At 39.6% G+C, this 19,047-nt stretch carries 12 protein-coding genes; 8 read left to right on the forward strand and 4 right to left on the reverse strand.

What is annotated here, in order from left to right; all coding sequences use genetic code 11:
* Positions 1-5: 5 nt before the first annotated feature.
* Positions 6-329, reverse strand: coding sequence for a DUF6660 family protein (locus tag WAE64_RS12235; protein ID WP_340236821.1), 324 nt, complete (start codon positions 327-329; stop codon positions 6-8).
* 138 nt (positions 330-467) lie between these two features.
* Here WAE64_RS12235 and WAE64_RS12240 point away from each other — a divergent pair, with 138 nt between their 5' ends.
* Positions 468-2,744 carry a GH92 family glycosyl hydrolase gene (locus tag WAE64_RS12240; protein ID WP_340236822.1) on the forward strand — a complete coding sequence of 759 codons (2,277 nt, stop codon included), beginning with the start codon at positions 468-470 and terminating at the stop codon, positions 2,742-2,744.
* A 126-nt stretch (positions 2,745-2,870) separates the two neighbouring features.
* Here WAE64_RS12240 and WAE64_RS12245 read toward each other — a convergent pair whose 3' ends face one another.
* Both WAE64_RS12245 and WAE64_RS12250 read right to left on the reverse strand, forming a co-directional pair.
* The gene (locus tag WAE64_RS12245) at positions 2,871-3,329 is read right to left on the reverse strand and encodes a hypothetical protein (RefSeq protein WP_340236824.1); all 459 of its coding nucleotides are present in this window, start codon (positions 3,327-3,329) and stop codon (positions 2,871-2,873) included.
* Between the two features lie 372 nt (positions 3,330-3,701).
* A complete protein-coding gene (locus tag WAE64_RS12250; RefSeq protein ID WP_379977065.1) occupies positions 3,702-5,537 on the reverse strand; it encodes a CocE/NonD family hydrolase in 1,836 nt (611 codons plus the stop codon).
* A gap of 474 nt (positions 5,538-6,011) precedes the next feature.
* Here WAE64_RS12250 and hisG point away from each other — a divergent pair, with 474 nt between their 5' ends.
* The 4 genes from hisG to WAE64_RS12270 all read left to right on the forward strand — a co-directional run bounded on the left by hisG (position 6,012) and on the right by WAE64_RS12270 (position 10,231).
* Complete coding sequence (gene hisG, locus WAE64_RS12255; RefSeq protein WP_340236828.1) at positions 6,012-6,881, forward strand: ATP phosphoribosyltransferase; 870 nt, start codon at positions 6,012-6,014, stop codon at positions 6,879-6,881.
* Between the two features lie 195 nt (positions 6,882-7,076).
* On the forward strand, positions 7,077-7,382 hold the full coding sequence (locus WAE64_RS12260; RefSeq protein ID WP_340236830.1) for a phosphoribosylpyrophosphate synthetase: 306 nt from the start codon (positions 7,077-7,079) through the stop codon (positions 7,380-7,382).
* Positions 7,383-8,651, forward strand: coding sequence for a histidinol dehydrogenase (gene hisD / locus WAE64_RS12265; RefSeq protein WP_340236831.1), 1,269 nt, complete (start codon positions 7,383-7,385; stop codon positions 8,649-8,651).
* Between the two features lie 308 nt (positions 8,652-8,959).
* Positions 8,960-10,231: a Xaa-Pro dipeptidase gene (locus WAE64_RS12270; protein ID WP_340236833.1), complete on the forward strand. Its 1,272-nt coding sequence runs from the start codon at positions 8,960-8,962 to the stop codon at positions 10,229-10,231.
* Between the two features lie 34 nt (positions 10,232-10,265).
* Here the strand turns inward: WAE64_RS12270 and WAE64_RS12275 are convergent, their stop codons facing one another.
* Positions 10,266-13,070, reverse strand: a complete 2,805-nt coding sequence (locus tag WAE64_RS12275) for a triple tyrosine motif-containing protein (protein WP_340236834.1) — start codon at positions 13,068-13,070, stop codon at positions 10,266-10,268.
* A 343-nt stretch (positions 13,071-13,413) separates the two neighbouring features.
* Here WAE64_RS12275 and WAE64_RS12280 point away from each other — a divergent pair, with 343 nt between their 5' ends.
* The 3 genes from WAE64_RS12280 to WAE64_RS12290 are packed head-to-tail and all read left to right on the forward strand — an operon-like array spanning position 13,414 to position 18,981.
* On the forward strand, positions 13,414-16,425 hold the full coding sequence (locus WAE64_RS12280) for a SusC/RagA family TonB-linked outer membrane protein (RefSeq protein ID WP_340236835.1): 3,012 nt from the start codon (positions 13,414-13,416) through the stop codon (positions 16,423-16,425).
* Between the two features lie 34 nt (positions 16,426-16,459).
* Positions 16,460-17,992 (forward strand): RagB/SusD family nutrient uptake outer membrane protein, encoded by a 1,533-nt coding sequence (locus WAE64_RS12285; protein WP_340236837.1) that lies wholly within the window; start codon positions 16,460-16,462, stop codon positions 17,990-17,992.
* Positions 17,992-18,981 carry a LamG-like jellyroll fold domain-containing protein gene (locus WAE64_RS12290; protein WP_340236838.1) on the forward strand — a complete coding sequence of 330 codons (990 nt, stop codon included), beginning with the start codon at positions 17,992-17,994 and terminating at the stop codon, positions 18,979-18,981. The genes WAE64_RS12285 and WAE64_RS12290 overlap by 1 nt, the downstream gene beginning before the upstream one ends.
* Positions 18,982-19,047 lie beyond the last annotated feature (66 nt).

Raw genomic sequence — 19,047 nt, forward strand, 5'->3', positions numbered from 1 at the left:
TCGTATTAAACTAATTTTGGCGGTTGCCAGAGTAAGGAATTATAGCTTGCGGTATCTTTTGTGTTATTACAGAACTGCGCTCTGTAAGCCGGAGCCTGATATAAGGGCATCTGCGCAGTGTAAGGCGAAATAATAAGTGTACCGCAGCAGGCACAACTACAAAGTGGCGAGCACAGGTCAGAGTCTGCCCCGTGGTCGGCCTGCGAATCTGTGTGGCTACTAACAATAGTCTGCTCAATATTGCCTACACCCTCGGCAGTATCATGGCAAGGCATGCACGCTAGAAAGAGCAGGTAAAAACTCAGAAATATGTTAGTAAACTGATTCATGTTGCAAATGTATATAAGAAACCCGTGCAACAGGAGTGCAAGAAAAATATTTATTTTTAAGGCTTATTTTTGCAACAATGCAACATTTTGAGTGGATTTTCTTAATACTTTTGCAATTCTCAACCTAAAATAACACTCATGCTCAAAAAAAATACACTTACACTTTTATTTCTCGCACTCTCTTATTTTTCTTTCGGGCAAGCAAGACCCACCAACCCCGTCGATTTTGTAAATACACTAATGGGCACGGCCTCTAAACCGAGTTTGTCAACAGGTAATACTTATCCTGCTATTGCTTTGCCTTGGGGTATGAACTTCTGGATGCCACAAACAGGAAAAATGGGCGATGGCTGGGCTTATACTTACGATGCTGATAAAATCAGAGGATTTAAACAAACACACCAGCCAAGCCCCTGGATAAACGACTACGGTCAGTTTGCCATTATGCCTATTACAGGCAAGCGCCGATTCAATGAAGACGAGCGTGCGAGTTGGTTTTCACATAAATCAGAAATCGCCAAGCCGCATTATTACAGCGTTTATCTGGCCGACCACAATGTAACTGCCGAAATAACACCAACTGAACGAGCGGCCGCTATGCGTTTCACTTTTCCGAAAACAAATGAGGCTTATGTAGTGATTGATGCGCTTGATAAAGGCTCTTACATTAAGATAATTCCGGCCGAGCGAAAAATTATTGGCTATACTACCAAAAACAGTGGCGGTGTGCCTGAGAATTTTAAGAACTACTTTGTGATTCAGTTTGATAAACCTTTTGCGAATACAGGTGTTTGGACGGGCAAGAAGCTAGACGATACTATTTTAGAGCTAAAAGATAATCATGTAGGTGCCGTGATTGGCTTCGCTACCAATCAGGGCGAAAAGGTTCATGCCAAAGTTGCCTCATCTTTTATTAGTTTCGAACAAGCAGAATTGAACCTTAAAGAATTAGGAAACGATACTTTTGATACCACCAAAGCCAAAGGCGAGAAAATATGGAATACATTACTCAACAGACTAAAAGTAGAAGGTGGCTCTGATGCACAAATAGCTACGTTTTATTCATGTCTCTATCGTACTATGCTTTTCCCTCGTAAATTTTACGAGATTGACTCACAAGGTAAAATAATGCATTATAGCCCTTACAATGGTCAGGTTTTGCCGGGTTATATGTTTACCGACAATGGTTTCTGGGATACTTTCCGTGCCGTTTTTCCTTTCTTTAACTTGATGTTCCCGACCATGAATGCACAGATTATGGAAGGATTGGCAAACGCTTATAAAGAGAGTGGTTTCTTACCCGAATGGGCAAGCCCTGGCCACCGTGACTGTATGATTGGCTCTAACTCTGCCTCGTTGATAGCTGATGCTTATCTGAAAGGAGGAAAAGGCTTTGATATGCAGACTTTGTATGAGGCACTTTTGAAAAACACAGAGAACGAAGGCCCTGTGAGTTCGGTAGGGCGTAAAGGAGTAGCGTATTACAACGAATTGGGTTATGTACCTTATGATGTTAAAATCAACGAAAATGCGGCTCGTACGCTTGAATACGCCTATGCTGATTTTTGTATGTATCAGTTAGCTAAGGCGCTGAAACGCCCACAGGAAGAAATTGACCGCTTTGCCAAAAGAAGCCAGAATTATAAAAATCTGTTCGACCCAAGCACAAAGCTGATGCGTGGCAAAAATCAGAATGGCATTTTCCAATCGCCGTTTAATCCTTTCAAATGGGGCGATGCTTTTACTGAAGGTAATAGCTGGCATTATACATGGAGCGTTTTTCATGATATAAAAGGTTTGGCCAACCTGATGGGAGGCAAGAAAGAGTTTACCAAAATGCTTGATTCAGTATTTGTAGTGCCACCTGTTTTTGATGATTCTTACTATGGCTTTGTGATTCATGAAATAAGAGAAATGCAGATTATGAACATGGGTAACTATGCACATGGCAATCAGCCTATTCAGCACATGATTTATTTATACAATTACGGCGGCGAACCCTGGAAAACACAATACTGGATTAGAGAAGTATTGAACCGAATGTATCAGGCTACACCAGATGGCTATTGTGGCGATGAAGACAACGGACAAACCTCGGCCTGGTATGTATTTTCGGCTTTAGGGTTTTATCCGGTTTGTCCGGGTACAGATGAGTATGTGCTGGGTGCACCGCTATTCAAAAAGGCTACACTTACGCTTGAAAATGGTAAAACCATTACCATTAATGCGCCTGCCAATAGTGCCAGCAACAAGTATATACAAGAAGTAAAACAAAATGGTGTGACAACGAGCAAAAACTGGCTAAGCCACGAGAAATTAATGAAAGGGGCTGTAATTGATATAAAAATGTCAGCCGAACCAAATAAGAAAAGAGGAGTTAATGAGGCTGATGCGCCTTTTTCCTTAACGAAATAAGAGTTTCAAACCCCACACCCTAAGCAGGGCACGCTAAATCCCTAAGTAGCGGTGACCACTACATTAAGGAGAGGGACTTTTGCTCCCTTCCCCACTGTTGGGGAAGGGTTGGGGATGGGGTTTTATCTATTTAATACGAGTAGCCTTATAGCTATATCCTCCAGTAGAGCCATCAGTATTAGGCCATTGCCATTTTCCCTCATACGAGTTAAAGTCAGGGCTAAACTTAGATTTGCTATAATTCCCCGAACCTTTATCGCCAAACCAATACCAGAGTGTATCTCCTTCCAACTGGTAGGTGTAAGAGAAGTTACCACCGTTTATTTCCATCAGACGAGAACGTAGGGTTTGTGTGTTTTCGTCAAAACCAATGTATTCTACGCCTTTGTGGTGCTCGTCACCTTGTTTAAGGTCAAAATAATGAATCAGAAAGAATCCGCCTTCCATCCATTCGTAGTGAGAAACGGCTTCGAGTCCATCATCCCCTTTAATTTTCCATTTACCTACCAGAGGCTCAAGTTTTTTCAATTCCGGATAAGGCCTTTTAGGCAATTTGCCTGCCAACGCATTATTGTTTTCAATCATTGTCATTGTGTCGTTTTAGTTTGATTTGTAAGGATAACGAATTACAGAGAAAAGTGTTATGGTTAGATGCTTGAAAATCACTTGTTTACGTATAATAAGATCGTATTTGTTTAGAGATATACGCAAAAAAAAACGCCGCAAAATGCAGCGTTTTTTTGTTTAATACACGATGAATCTTACCCGACGACAAGAAAATTGTCGCTAGAGTAATAAAATTTTTAGTAAGTTATAATCATAAGATTTGCCTAAACCCGTTAGCCTATATCAACTCCTCAATTCATTTTCGTATAGGTATTATCCTGAAACCAAAATTCATGCCAAGTATTATTAAACGGTAGTGTTTTTTGTGAAAATATTTCCTGCAACAAATGCTTATTTAAGTATTTGTACTTCGATTTTCGAATCAGAATATACTTTATGCGTAGCCTTGATAAAATCAGACTCTTCGGCCTTGAAGATATTAGGTACAAATTTCTGAGGATTGCGGTCAATCAACGGGAACCAAGTGCTTTGTACCTGAATCTGTATTTTATGGCCTTTCTTGAAAGTGTGCAAAACATCTTGCAACTGAATATTCACATCAGTTACTTTATTTGGTATAGTGGCCTCAGGTTTTTCGAAACTATTTCTGAAACGGCCTCTCATTACTTCACTTCGTACCATCTGGTGGTAATTGGCCATAAGCATATTTTTGTTGGGTACATAAGGGTGATTAGGCTCATTTGCAGGGTAAACATCTATCAGTTTTACAACCCAGTCGGCATCGCTACCCGTAGTGCTTACTTTTAGTTTGGCAAAAATCTCACCGCCTAGTGTTATATCATCGGTCAGTACATCAGTTTCAAATACCAAAACATCGGGGCGTTTGGCTGCAAAGCGTTGGTCTTCCGACATATAGTTGAAAGGAGTAAAGCCGGTCATGGCCGTAAGGTCTTCGCTGTAAGGCACTGGTTTTTTCGGGTCACTTGTATATTCACTTGCACCTACTTTAGCCGGTTTGCTTTGGTCTAGTTTTCCGTTTGTATTCAAATAAAACGTTATTTTTTCTGCCGAAGCCGCAGGCCATTTGTCAAACTGTTTCCACTCTTTGTTGCCTGTGTCAAATAAGTAAGCATCAGGCAAGCCTGTTTTTCCATCACCAGCTCCTTTCAGGAAGTGCGTGAAAAACTGCGCTTCAATGTTTTTCTGATAAAAAGTAGCGATACTATCACCAAAATATACATTACTGTGCATTGTATGCCCGGTTTCCGCCGACCAACGACCATGCCCAAAAGGCCCCATTACCAATGTATTGTAAGTACTTGGGTTATTTTTCTCTATTTTCTTATATACATTCAGCGGGCCGTATAAGTCTTCGGCATCAAACCAGCCACCAACAGTCATTACGGCGTGTTTGATATTTTTTAAATGAGGAATGATACTTCTTTTTTGCCAGAACTCATCATAGTTGGGGTGTTCTACGGTTTCTTGCCAGTAGAAATTATCTTTATAATATTTCTGTACATTTTTCAATGGCCCTAAATCCAGTTGAAACTGGTAGCCGTCACGTGTATTGCTGGTGTTAATCATCTGCTGGTTATACCACGCCTGCGTGGTTGGGCCAGAGTGTTGAATACCAAATACAGGAAACGTAAACAAATAAGCTTGAATAAAAGCACCATTATGATGGAAGTCATCAAAGAAGAAATCACTCACAGGTGCCTGTGGCGACGATGCTTTTAAGGCAGGATGCGCATCAACAGCTCCTGCTACTGTATAAAAGCCCGGATAAGAGATACCCCATTGGCCAACTCTACCGTTGTTGTTCGGTACGTTTTTTAACAACCATTCTATTGTGTCATACGTATCCGAACTTTCGTCAGGAGCAGTTTTGTCATCGTTTCCAGGGTTATTTGGGGTCATGTTTGTCCATGTTCCTTCCGACATCCAACGACCTCTCACATCCTGATACACAAAAATATATTTATCTTTCATCAAAAACTGCGAAGGACCCAGTCTTCCCGGATACTTGTCTTCGCCATAGGGTGCTACGCTGTAACAGGTGCGCTGCATCATAAATGGGTACTTATTTGTTTCGCTTGCATCATTAGGCACATACACGGCCGTATGCAGTTTTGTACCATCACGCATCGGAATTTTGTATTCGTGCTTGGTATAGTTTTGTTTAATAAATTCGTTTTGTGCTATAGTCGCAAGCGATAATAGCATGAGAAAAATGCTGAAAATTTTCTTCATGAAGTGTTATTTTAGAATGTAAGGTTATATAAAGAAGAATCGGATGCTAATTTAGAAGAAAGGCGGAGCATTTAACAACAAGCGCGCATAATTTTTCAATTATGCGCGCTCAAATTGTACTCACTTGGTTTCAGAAAAAAATCGCTAGCAGACAGATTGACGCAATGATAATAACTGAAATTACTTTTTTGGCTTTAGTGTGAGTCACCGCACGGGGTGAGCGGTAGCTGAAATGTACCGATTGTCTCATAGAATTACTAGTGGTTAATACTTAATGTTTAGGATAGTTTTGGATACTCTTACGACGAGGTAAAGTTACATCATAGGCAAAAAAGTTTCAAGTTAAATTTATATTAAAAGTTATATTTTTTTTTATACTTTCTAATCTCTTTGCAAAAACCGTTCCATAGCGTATTTTTGCAGTCCTTTCAATGAAAATATAAATAAATGTTAAATAAAGATTCAATTTTACGAATAGCGCTACAAAAATCAGGAAGATTAAGCGAAGACTCATTTGGACTTTTTAAAGAATGTGGAATTAAGTTTGAAAGTGGTACTGGCAAACTTAAAACCTCGTCTTCTAACTTCCCGGCCGAATTCCTTTTTTTAAGAGATGACGATATTCCGGGTTATGTAGAAGACGGCGTAGCCGATATAGGAATAGTAGGCGAAAATGTTTTTGTGGAGTCGAATCGCAAGGCTGATATAAGCTATCGTTTAGGTTTTTCAAAATGCCGTTTATCTATTGCTGTTCCTCGTGGCGTAGACTATAATGGTGTTGACGATTTTCAAGGCAAAAGTATTGCTACATCTTATCCACGTATCTTAGGTGATTTCCTTAAAAAACAAGGCGTAAAAGCCGAGATTCACGAAATCAGTGGTTCGGTTGAAATTGCCCCTAGCATTGGCCTTGCCGATGGTGTTTGCGACATTGTTAGTTCGGGTAGTACATTATTGAGTAATGGCCTAAAAGAAGTAGAAGCTATTTTTCGCTCAGAGGCTATCTTAATTACCAATAAAAAATTATCGAAAGAGAAGCACGAAACGCTTAATAAATTGTTGTTCAGAGTAAGAGCCGTGCAAACTGCTCAGAATTACAAATATATATTGTTGAATGCCCCTAACGAAAAGCTTCAGGATATTATCAATATGATACCGGGCATGAAAAGCCCAACCATTGTACCTTTGGCTATGCCAGGTTGGAGTTCGATTCATTCGGTATTAGAAGAGAATCAGTTCTGGGAAAACATTGAGGCGATTCGTGCAGCAGGCGCAGAAGGCATTCTGGTGATTCCAATCGAAAAAATGATTTATTGATACATGAAACAGTTTGAGTTAATCTTGTTGAATTGAAAAAGTTGCTTTTGATTCAATACTTCGCTTTAAAAATCCCGCAGCGGCGGACCGCTCATTTAGCTCTGCTAAACTCCGGTTTTTAATTCTCGTCTTGAACCAAAATCATCCTTTTTCATTTTCAAAATTTAACTCAAACTGTTTCCAAATTCTTTTAACATGACTACCTACGATACCTCCTCGGCGGCAATTAATGCTTTGGTAAGCCAAGGCTACGACCATAATTTTAATCTGAAGGATGAAGAATTGTATTGCCACGTAAACGATGCCAGCTTAAAACCTGAAGAATTTCAGATTGATAAGGTATATCGTTTTGAGGGTGATACTAACCCCGACGACGAAGTAGTGGTGTATGCAATTTCTTCTGTGGTAAACAATATCAAGGGTGTTCTGGTAAATGCTTATGGCGTGTATGCCGAAAGCGTATCGGCACAATTGGTTGAAAAACTGAAAATTATTCGATAAATGAAAATAGTTTCTTTTCCTCCACGCACCGAGTGGAAACAATTGCTTGCACGCCCTGTGCAGGAAATGGCAGATATTGAACAAAAAGTACAGCCAATTTTAGCCAAAGTAAAAGCTGAGGGCGATAATGCCCTGAAAGAATTTGCTTTGAAATTCGATAAGGTTGAGTTAGACACCATTCGTGTATCTCAATCAGAAATTGATGCTGCCGAGCATCAACTTTCTGATGAGCTCAAATCGGCTATTCAGCAGGCGTACCACAATATCTATACTTTTCATGTGGCGCAAAAACAAGAGCCGCAGGTAATTGAAACCATGCCGGGTATTAAATGCTGGAGAAAAAGCGTAGGTATACAAAAAGTAGGTTTTTATATTCCTGGTGGCACAGCACCTTTGTTTTCAACTGTGCTGATGTTGGGTGTACCTGCCCAGATTGCAGCTTGTCAGGAGGTAATACTGTGTTCGCCGAGTAATCACCCTGCTATTTATTATGCTGCCAAGCTGGTTGGTGTAACACAGGTTTTCAGGGTAGGAGGGGCACAAGCCATAGCTGCTATGGCTTATGGTACCGAAACTATTCCGCAAGTATATAAAATCTTCGGGCCGGGGAACCAGTATGTAACAGCCGCTAAGCAATTATTAAGTAAAGAAGGCGTAGCCATTGATATGCCCGCCGGACCATCGGAAGTAGCAGTATTTGCAGATGATACGGCCGTACCTGCCTTTGTTGCTTCTGACTTATTATCCCAAGCGGAGCACGGTGCCGATAGCCAGGTACTATTGGTTACAACAAGCAAAAAACTGGTTTCTGCTGTGAATCTGGCTGTTTCAGGGCAGTTGAATCGTTTACCACGAAAAGAGTTAGCTGCACAGGCTATCGAAAATTCAAAAATTATTCTACTTGAAAACGAAGAAGATTGTGTTGAATTATTGAATGATTATGCACCCGAGCACCTTATTTTATCGGTTGCCAATTACGCAAGCGTAGCAGAGAAGATTGTTAATGCGGGGTCGGTATTTTTAGGGAATTATACACCAGAGTCTTGCGGTGATTATGCCTCTGGTACTAACCATACTCTGCCAACTAATGGCTATGCCCGTGCATACAGCGGTGTTTCGTTAGATAGTTTTGTGAAAAAGATAACCTTTCAGGAGATTTCAGAGGAAGGCATCAAAAATATCAGTAAAACTGTAGAATTAATGGCCGAAGCTGAATCTTTGGAAGCGCATAAAAGAGCAGTAACGCTTAGGGTTGAAAGCCTGATGTAGAATTTGCCGGTAGTTAGGGTTTAAGAAATGAAAATTCTAGATAAATTGTATTTTTCGTAGAGACGTATTGCAATACGTCTCAAAGGCTTATCTAGATTTTTGAACGAAGTATGGCCAAATGCGTTAAATTTTTATATTATTTGTTCCATTTTTAGCGGAAAAAGCAGGTTCTACGACAGGAGACGTATCGCAATACGTCTCTACATAATTTTGCGTTTTTTTGTTATTCAAAAGAATGCTTATTTCTTGAAAATCAATAGATTGCAATCACATCATCGAAATTTTACCAATACTAATCTGCTACCTGCATGAAGAAACTAATCTGTGTCTTATTAATCTTTGGAAGCAATTTTGCCTTTGCACAGGAGAAAATTACGGCAATTAAAGCCGGAAAATTATTCGATAGCGAGAAAGGTACTTTTCTTAATAATCAGGTAATACTTATAAAAGATAACCTGATTAGTGAAGTAGGAAGCAATGTGAAGATACCTGCTAACGCAGAAGTAATTGATTTAAGCACAAAAACTGTTCTTCCGGGTCTGATAGACTGCCATACGCACATTACGGGTCAGCCTGAAAACTACATGGAAGACCTCTTCCGTAAGTCTCCGGTAGATGTAGCCATTACTGCACATATTTATGCAAAGCGCACCTTAGAAGCAGGTTTTACAACTTGCCGAGACGTAGGCGCTAGCGAATATATTGATGTTGCCCTTCGCAACGCCATTAATGCAGGCAAAGTGCCCGGCCCAAGGTTGTATGTTGCCGGATTCTTTATAGGGGCAACCGGAAGTCATGGCGATTTAACGGGCTTCTCGCCTAATGTGCATTTTCAACAAGGGTCAGGTGTTGCCGATGGTGTTGACGGTGTACGTAAAATGGTTCGTACGAATGTTAAATACGGTGTCGACTTAATTAAATTCGGTGCAACTGCCGGAGTATTGAGCGAAGAAGAATCGGTAGGGGCGCCGCAGTATTCGCAAGAAGAAATGAATGCTATTGTTGCCGAAGCGCATTTGTGGGGCAAGAAAGTAGCGGCTCATGCACACGGCACCGAAGGGATTATTATGGCTGTAAAAGCCGGAGTATCATCTATTGAACATGGAAGTTTCGTAAACGAAGAAGGCATTCGCCTGATGAAAGAGAAAGGAACGTATCTGGTAGCGGATATTTATAACGATGATTTCATTTTGTCAGAATACTCAAAAATGGGTGTTCCTCAAAAAATCATAGAGAAAGAAAAACTCGTAGGGCGTTTGCAAAGAGAAAACTTTCAGAAGGCTGTTAAGGCTGGCGTAAAAGTAGCTTATGGAACAGATTCGGGTGTTTATCCGCACGGCGATAATGCTAAGCAGTTTTTCTACATGGTAAAATTTGGTCTTACACCAATACAAGCCATACAAGCTGCCACCATCAATGCTGCCGATTTGATTGGTATCAAAGATAAAGCTGGCTCAATAAGCACTGGTAAATGGGCTGATATTGTAGCTGTTGATGGAGACCCTCAGCAAGACATTACGCTGATTGAAAAGAAAATGGTTTTTGTAATGAAAGACGGTAAGGTTTATAAAAATCAATAATACTATTTTAGCCGAGGATCTTATCCTCGGCTTTTTAAAATTCTCCAATCAGCCACTCAACCAGATTTTCATCTGTTTCCAGATTCAGTTTTTTTCTAAGCCTGTAGCGTTTCAATTCAACACTTCGGTAAGTAATGTTAAGTAACTGAGCAATTTCTTTCGACGACAGGTTCATGCGTAAATAGGCAGATAGCCTCAAGTCGCCCGGAGATAAGTTCGGATAACGCTCCAGTAATTTTTTAAAAAACTCTTCGTGCACTCTGTTGAAATTCTGCTCAAATACTTGCCAGTCGTGCCCAGAGGAAATATTATTATCAATCAGTTTGATAATATGTCCAAGAGAGCCTGTTTTTGATTGATTTTCTATTTCCTGACTTTCAGATTTCAGTTTTTGTAATAATTCATTTTTTTTAATTAATTGCATAGTCGAATTCGCCAGCTCTTCTGACTTACGCACAACATCTTGTTCTAGTTGTTCATTGCGCAGCCTGATTATCTCTTGCTTACTTTTTTCCTGCTGTCGTCTCAGTTCTTCTTCTTTCTCCTGTACCAATTTCATGTTTTGCTCTTTCAGGCGTTTCAGATGCAGTTTATATAAGTAATAATAAATACCAATAAACAGAAGCAGATAAAGGGTTTTGCTCAATGGATTCCAATACCAGGGATCACGTACCACAAAATGCAAAACAGTTTCGGCATCGCTGGTATTGGTGCGTAAATGCAGGGTGTAGGCACCAGGCGAAAGGTTGTTAAACTCTTTCTCATAATTCTCCGAAAACTCCGACCAATGATTCATATTGTTTTCAAGCCAATAACTGAATCTGACAGACGACGAATAGTCAGACGAACTGAAAGTGAAATTCAGGGTATTCTGGTTATACTTGAAACTTAAACTTTTATCATTTTCGGTAAAAAGCTGATTCAGTTCAGGATAATTTTCAACTTTTACACTTCTAATGATAGGTTTTTTGCCTTTAAGCCCTAACAAACCCGGAATACTATTCTTTTCTAATATTGTGAAGCCATTTTCTTTGCAAAAGAAAAAAGTAGAGCCAAATACCTTCATGTTTTCGTAGTCGCTTACCCATGTGTCTTTTTTTAGGGGTAACTCAAGCCAGATATTCTGGGTCGAAACAATACCAAACGAACCATTTGTTTTCAGCATCCATTGCTCTGTATTGCTTACATTAAATATCTTTTGGGTATTGATGTGTTCTTTCAAGGCTTCTATAAGCCGAAAAGATTGACTGGCTTCATCATATTCCATTATGCCTTTATCAGTCGTTACTACTATTTTACCTCGTATTTTACTTAGGTTTTTAGGCGTAAAGTTTTGCTTAATTGCAGTTTCTTTCTCAACTTTCTTTAAATCGGCCGATAGACGTAGTCGAAAAATGCCATTGTTTAGTGTATTTATAAAAATTTCTCCTTTTTCGTCTTCTTCCAATTGCTTGATAGGGGCGGAGAAATTATCGATAGTGTGGGAGAAAATCCACTGCCCCGATTTATCTTTTTCATAAATACACAATTTGGTATAAGTACCTTGAATGAGATGATTAGGGTAATTCTTTAAAGATTTAATCACCAACCCACCCGTAATAGTCGAAATAGGCGTAGCTTTCAGGTTGTCAATTCTAAATGTGCCATTGTTGTGCCCACAAAACAATTGGTTGTCAATCACTTCCAAGTCCCAGGTTTGGCTTTGGGTATTAGGCAATAAGCTAAACTGTCGGGTTGGTTTTTCGAGTGAGGTATAAAATACACCATGATTAGTTGCCAGATATAATTTGTTCTGAAAGATGGCGGCATCAAATACAGTCCCCAGTTCGCCTTCTATGTCTTCAAAGTATTTAAACGGAGAACTCATAGCTATCATGGCAATGCCTTTATCGAGCCCAAGCCAGATATTACCGCTTTCATCATTTTGTAGTGATAGCACCGTATTATTCTGTAAACCATTTTTCTGATTAAAGTTATTGATGATATTCCCCTGATTGTCGGTAATCACCACGCCGTTCAGAATAGTGCCAAAAACATAATTACCATTAGCCAACCTTACGCCGGCGTTTAATTGATTTTGCTGAACAAACTGTTGAAGTTGTTTATTGAAAGGCTTAAATACTTTACCATCGAAAGAATAAATGCCTTTATTAGTTCCTACCAAAAAAGTAGATACAGTGGCACCGGGCAGAATTGTATGCACCGATTCATTTTTCAGAAATTCACTATTTGGTATAAAATCAAACTGATTGTTATTGATTTCGTACAGACCTTTGTCGAGCACTTCCAGAAAGTATCGCCCGTTTGCTTCAAAAGCAAAAAGTATATTACCGGGTGTTGATAATTTCTTTACTACATTGCCTTGAAGAATAAACATATAGGCAAACGATTGGAAAATGATTCCATTATGTGTTTCGATAATATGCCAGATTTCCTCTTGATTGAACTGACTTTCTTTAATCAAGTTCTTTAAAGAATGGTAAGCCAACACTCCGTTTGGCTTTTTTGCCCAATAGCCAAATTCACCCAAAGCTCCTGTGTAAATTCTGCCATTTTTATCACACATTACCGAGCGTACAATCTGTCTGGCAGGTAGCTCGTAGGTTGTCCATTGTGTACCGTCAAATTCCAATAAGCCTTTTGAATTAGCAAAATACATAAACTTGTTAACTGGGTTTTGTGCAATTCCCCAGTTTTGTCGATGCGCCTTATATGTCTGTTGTGAGTAGTTAAATAAATCTGGTTGGCACAAATCTGCTAGTCTTTGCGAGAAAGATTTATTCGTAAGCAAACACAATAATATGATGCAGCAGTAAAGTGTATTTTTTTGTCGTAGCATGCGCTATGATGTATGTGTTTTTGGCAATGATGTGGTAAAATTACTAAAAAACCATACAAAATACACAAAATGATGTAGTATTGATGTAGCGTTTTTTTAGGATAATGGTTTTAAAAACCTGTACTTTGTGTCGGATAAATTAAATAAATTCTTTGTTTATTTCAATAAATGATAATTTTTAAACTTTAACAAAGTAAACGTGTTTTAGTAATTGTTCTTCAGTTAGTTTTTGGTAACCACAGCGCATGATGTACTTTCTTGACACCCGCTCTGGTTTTTTGGAGGTATTATTAAGTATTAAAAAAACACAACAAAACAAATTCTTACATCCGTTAATTACCGTATGAATAAAATTTCTCTCAACAAATCTCTGAAAAGAGGCTTAGGTGTTTTTCTCTTTTTGTTTAGTTGTTCATTCACTTTTGCACAGAACAAAATCTCAGGCAAAATAATCGACCAGAAAACAAAAGAAGGCATTCCGGGAGCTTCTGTCAGAATCAAAGATACTAATACCGGAGCCGTGGCAGACTTCGAAGGAAAGTTTAGTATCAATGCACTGCCTAATGCCACGCTGATTGTTTCTTTTATTGGTTACACAACTAAAGAAGTTCCGGTAAATAATCAATCAGATTTGACAATTGGTCTTGAAGAATCGCTTAACGAATTAGAGCAAGTGGTTGTAGTAGGTTATGGTACACAGCGTAAGGTTGATGTAACAGGTGCTACTTCGAGCGTGAAAGGTGAAGAACTGATGAAACAACCTGTTATGACGCCTACGCAGGCCATTCAGGGTAAAGTAGCAGGGGTGCAAATCATTAGCAGTGGTCGTCCGGGTAGCTCGCCAAACATTCGTATCCGTGGTACTGGTACGGCTTTGGCAGGTACGGCAACACTTTTTGTGGTTGACGGTGTACTTACCGACGACATCAGCAACATTAATACCGCCGATATTACGAATATTGATATTCTGAAAGATGCTTCGGCAACAGCTATTTATGGTTCGCGTGGTGCTAATGGTGTAGTAATTATTACTACCAAAAAGGGTGTTTCGGGTAAAATGGTAATTAACTATAATATGCAGATAGGTACACGTTCGGCAACTAATCTGGTAAAAATGGCTAATTCAACCGAGTACGCCAATTATGTGAGCGCAGCCAGCGGAAACATTATTCAACCAGGTGAAGTATCAACCGATTGGTACGGACAGATTCTGCGAAATGCTTTTATGCAAAACCATAATCTCTCTATTTCAGGTGGCTCTGAAAAATCGAAGCACTATTTAAGTTTAGGTTATCTGGGCGACGAGGGAATTGTAATTAAAAACAATTTTAAACGTTTCACTGCTCGTTTGAATGATGATTTTACCCTTCACGAAAAACTAACTGTAGGGTTGGCTACTTCGTTTTCAAACAGCCGAGACCAGAACGTAAACCTGAATGCAGCTTACAACAATGCATATAGAGCTGCCCCGATTATTCCGTCGATGATTGATGGCAAATATGGCAATACTTCTCTGCATAATAATGTTGGTAACCCGATACTTGATATTAATAATAACGACGATTACACAGTTATCAACCGCCTGCAATCATCAGCTTATCTTGACTTTAAGCCGTTTAAGTTTCTTACGTTTCGTAGTAGTATAGGTGGTGATTTGAATTTCAAAAATGCCCGTTTGTACAACTATCAGTTCAATAACGACCAAACAACATTTATTCAGGCCGGAGGAAATCAACGTAACCCGAATAGTAATCTTAAGACCTCGGCAGAAACTTTCTTCCGTTGGGTATGGGATAATACGCTTACTTACAACCAGACGTTTGGGAAGCATACAGTGTCTTTAATGGGAGGTACAACAGCCGAGAAATACACCATGAGTAATTTTGAGGCATTTAGAAGAGACGTGCCTCCTGCTAAAAATCTTTGGTACATCAATACTGGTAATGCTAATACGTCTACCAATGCAGGTGACGGCGATATGTGGGCCAGAAATTCTTACATCAGCCGTTTGAACTACAATTTCAACGATAAGTATTTGTTTACCGCAACTATGCGTGCTGATGGTAGTTCACGTTTCCCGGTGCAAAATCGTTGGGGGTACTTCCCATCGTTTGGTGCTGGTTGGGTATTGAGTAATGAAGATTTCTTGAAAGGAAATACAATATTTCAGACTTTGAAACTTCGTGCAAGCTGGGGGCGTGTGGGTAACGACCGCATCAGTTCCGATGGTTATATTGTAACAGTTGAACCAAACCTTGCTTATCCGTTTGGTGGAGGAGTAGCTACCATTGGTTCTGCCATTACGCAAATAAAAGACCCGAATCTGAAATGGGAAACTACCGAGGAAGCTGGCTTGGGTCTAGATTTTAGCTTGCTAAACGGTAAACTACAAGGAGAGTTTGGTTTCTACGATAAAAGATCTAAAGACCTCCTGATAAATGTAAAAGTGCCTTCGGTAACGGGTGATAAAGATGGAGTTGTGCTAACAAATGCTGCTTCTATCAGAAACACAGGTTTTGAAGCTGCTTTGAACTGGAGAGATAAGATTAATGAAAACCTGAGCTATCGTGTGGGTGGAAACATCACCTTCAACAAAAACTCGGTTATTGGGTTGAATGGTGGTCAACCTATTCTTGATGGCGGCATTGGTGGTTCACAGCAATACACTACCCGTACAGATAACAACCAGCCAGTTGGTAGTTTTTATGTATTGCAGGTATTAGGCGTTTTCCAGACTGATGAAGAAATTAATGCTTATAAAAGCTCAACCGGACAAGTTATTCAGCCAAGCGCATCACCGGGTGATTTCAAATATCAGGATACAAACGGCGATGGTAAAATTGATGATAACGACCGGGTATTTGCAGGAGCATATCAGCCTAAAGCCTATTTTGGCTTTAATCTGGGAGTAACCTACAAAAGCTTTGATTTAAGCGTTGATGGCTACGGTAATTTTGGAAATAAGATTTATAATGGAAAGCGTGCTTTCAGACAAGGAATGTACGATAACATAGAGGCTTCAATGGCGTACGGACGTTGGTCTCGAGGAAGCGGAATAAACAACGAACCGGGCGGTAATGCGGGTAATTTACCTGCCTCAACCTACTTTGTTGAATCTGGTGATTTCATTCGTATTAATAATATTGCCTTGGGTTACAACGTTTCTCCTGATATAGCCAGTAAACTAAAAGTCGCTTCTATCAGGGTCTTTGTGACCGCTCAAAACTTTTTCACATTTAAAAAATACTCCGGATTTACTCCTGAACTAACAGGAGACCCCACAAAAGCAGGGATTGAGCTGAATGCGTATCCAACTACTAAAACATTAGCAGTTGGCTTGAATGTAGGGTTTTAATTTTAAAAACGGATTTTTATAAATAATGAAATCGATGAAAAAAAATATAATCAAAATAAGTCTTGGGCTTATTGGTCTGTTCTGGACCTCTTCTTGTAGCAGTGATTTTCTTGATGTGCCACTGCAAGGCAAGCCAACTGCTGATACTGACCCTAACTTGGTTCAGAATCTGGTAGTAGGTGTTTATAATAGCTTATTAACAGGCGAATCATTCGGAGCAGAAGGAGACGTGCATGGTTTTGCTTTTGTATCAGCTACAAATATTATGTCTGATGACGCCGATAAAGGCAGCACCGCCATTGATCAGCAGATTACAGCAGGCGTACTTGATGATTTTACAGTAACCTCAACTAATTCGTTTGTACAAGCACTTTGGAGTGGACATTATAATGGTATTGCCAAAGTAAACAATGCATTGGCAATTATTGATGGTTCAAACCTCGATGATGCTGCTAAGAAACGCTTGAGTGGAGAAATAAGGTTTATAAGAGCCTATTATTATTTCAATCTTGTAAGATGGTTTGGTGGAGTACCTAAAATTGTGAGAGTTCCTAAAGATGCCAGCGATGCTAACACCGACCCGGTTTTCCAGACCAGGGCAAGCGTTGATGAAATCTATCAATTGATAACGGAAGACTTGCAGTTTAGTGCCGATAATCTGCCATTAAAAACGCAGACAGGCGCAGGTAGAATTGCAAAAGGAACTGCACAGTCGCTGCTTGCAAAGGTGTATATGTATCGTAAAGAATGGCAGAAGGTTTATGACCTAACTAAAGAGGTAATGAATTCAGGCCAGTATGATTTAGTGCCCGATTACTCTATCATTTGGCGACAAGCAGGTGATAATAACCGTGAAGCTATTTTTGAAGTACAAACTGGGCAATTTAATAATTCTGACTATGGAGTGAGTAATTATTCTATGTCGCAAGGACCGCGTGTTGGTGGCGCAGGTGGTTGGACAGACCTTGGTTGGGGATTCTGCACGCCTTCGCAAAGTTTGGTAAGTGCATACGAATCTGGTGATTTACGAAGAAATTCCACCATCATTTTTATTGATAATAGTGGCAAACATACAGGTACGGTATTGTTTGATGGCTTCCGTATTCCAAGTGCTGATTCAGTTCAGAATCTACGATACAACTATAAAGCGTATCATTCAGAAAACAAAAATGTAGAAAGTTGGCTGGGTAACCGTGATAAAAAACAAAAAAATATTCACTTGTTACGTTTTGCAGAGGTATTGCTTATGAATGCCGAAGCGGCAAATGAACTGGGCAAACCAAGTGAATCAATAGTTAATTTAAATAGATTACGTCAGCGTGCGGGCTTAAAAGATTTGACAGTTGGCTCTCAGACACAGGTGAGAGAAGCCATTTGGCAAGAGCGACACGTAGAATTAGCAATGGAACACGACCGATTCTTTGATTTGGTTCGTACGGGCAGAGCTGCTCAAGTGTTATCGGCTCATAATAGAAACTTCAGACCTGGAGTAAATGAATTGTTGCCGATTCCATCTTTGCAGATTGCTTTAAGTGGTGGAAAGCTTACACAAAACAACGGTTATTAATGAACCGACAGACCAATAGCATCGGCGAAAAGCCGATTTGCAATCAACCTACAATTATTTACACATTTTTAACAATTTTTCGATTTATGAAGACGAGTAAAATTTCATTGGGAGTTTTAGCAGGTGTGCTAACAGCAGGTATTTTTTTCGCATCATGTTCTAAAGATGATGGCCCAAGTTTACCACCAATTGGCGGATATAATAGTGCTGATGAAGTAGCAACTTCAAATCTTGTAGCTTATTGGGGATTTAATGGCGATAATAAAGAGGGAAAATCTGGTGTAGCACCAGACAAAGTCGAAAATGCTTCTTTTGCAACCGGTATTAAAGGGCAGGCAGTGAGTCTGAGTAATGGTTATTTGCGTTATCCTACTATTGCAGGCTTAAATAGTGCAAATGGTTTTGCTAGTTTTACGGCTACTGCTTGGGTAAATGCTAAAAATAAGGATAAGGGAGCATCAAGCGTTTTTGCTCTAAATGAAGCTTTAGCTGCACAGACTGACTGGGGTGGAGCGATTGGGCTTATTTTAGAAACGGCATCTTATAAACCAACAAGCGATACTTTGGTATTGAAAGGTATTTTGGGTCAATATTCAGGTGCTGTAAGAGCAGGACATGATAATTTGAACAATTTTGGTGTTATGGGGACTGATTACCAAGTGGTGAAAGGTGCAGGTAAATGGACTCAAATAGTAGTAAGATACGATGCTGCGGCTTCAACTATTGATGTTTATGGTAATGGTGTTCTTGTATCAAACAAAAACTTTAGATTAAGGAATGATGGTAAATTGGGCGCATTAGTATTTCCAACATCTACAACAGTTTTAGTTGGTGGGTTTGCTAATGCTAGTACAGGCTATACTAAATCTCCAATTCAAGATTGGCAAAGTTTGTTTAATGGACAAATCGACGAAATCCGTGTATATAATAAAGCCCTTTCTGAAGGAGATATCAGCTCACTTTATCAGTTAGAGCTAGCAGGAAGATAATCATCGCAGTTAACACTCATCAACATCAAAGCACCTATCCTTGTGGGTGGGTGCTTTTTTATTCAC

The sequence above is a fragment of the Emticicia soli genome, assembly GCF_037860775.1.
GTDB lineage: Bacteria > Bacteroidota > Bacteroidia > Cytophagales > Spirosomataceae > Emticicia > Emticicia soli.

Excerpts from the sequence above, each read along its gene's own strand:
- WAE64_RS12290 (WP_340236838.1), top strand. The coding sequence starts at position 17,992 with ATGAACCGACAGACCAATAGCATCGGCGAAAAGCCGATTTGCAATCAA.
- WAE64_RS12245 (WP_340236824.1), bottom strand. The coding sequence starts at position 3,329 with ATGATTGAAAACAATAATGCGTTGGCAGGCAAATTGCCTAAAAGGCCT.
- WAE64_RS12285 (WP_340236837.1), top strand. The coding sequence starts at position 16,460 with ATGAAAAAAAATATAATCAAAATAAGTCTTGGGCTTATTGGTCTGTTC.
- hisD (WP_340236831.1), top strand. The coding sequence starts at position 7,383 with ATGAAAATAGTTTCTTTTCCTCCACGCACCGAGTGGAAACAATTGCTT.
- WAE64_RS12270 (WP_340236833.1), top strand. The coding sequence starts at position 8,960 with ATGAAGAAACTAATCTGTGTCTTATTAATCTTTGGAAGCAATTTTGCC.
- WAE64_RS12280 (WP_340236835.1), top strand. The coding sequence starts at position 13,414 with ATGAATAAAATTTCTCTCAACAAATCTCTGAAAAGAGGCTTAGGTGTT.
- hisG (WP_340236828.1), top strand. The coding sequence starts at position 6,012 with ATGTTAAATAAAGATTCAATTTTACGAATAGCGCTACAAAAATCAGGA.
- WAE64_RS12250 (WP_379977065.1), bottom strand. The coding sequence starts at position 5,537 with ATGCTATTATCGCTTGCGACTATAGCACAAAACGAATTTATTAAACAA.
- WAE64_RS12260 (WP_340236830.1), top strand. The coding sequence starts at position 7,077 with ATGACTACCTACGATACCTCCTCGGCGGCAATTAATGCTTTGGTAAGC.
- WAE64_RS12240 (WP_340236822.1), top strand. The coding sequence starts at position 468 with ATGCTCAAAAAAAATACACTTACACTTTTATTTCTCGCACTCTCTTAT.
- WAE64_RS12235 (WP_340236821.1), bottom strand. The coding sequence starts at position 329 with ATGAATCAGTTTACTAACATATTTCTGAGTTTTTACCTGCTCTTTCTA.
- WAE64_RS12275 (WP_340236834.1), bottom strand. The coding sequence starts at position 13,070 with ATGCTACGACAAAAAAATACACTTTACTGCTGCATCATATTATTGTGT.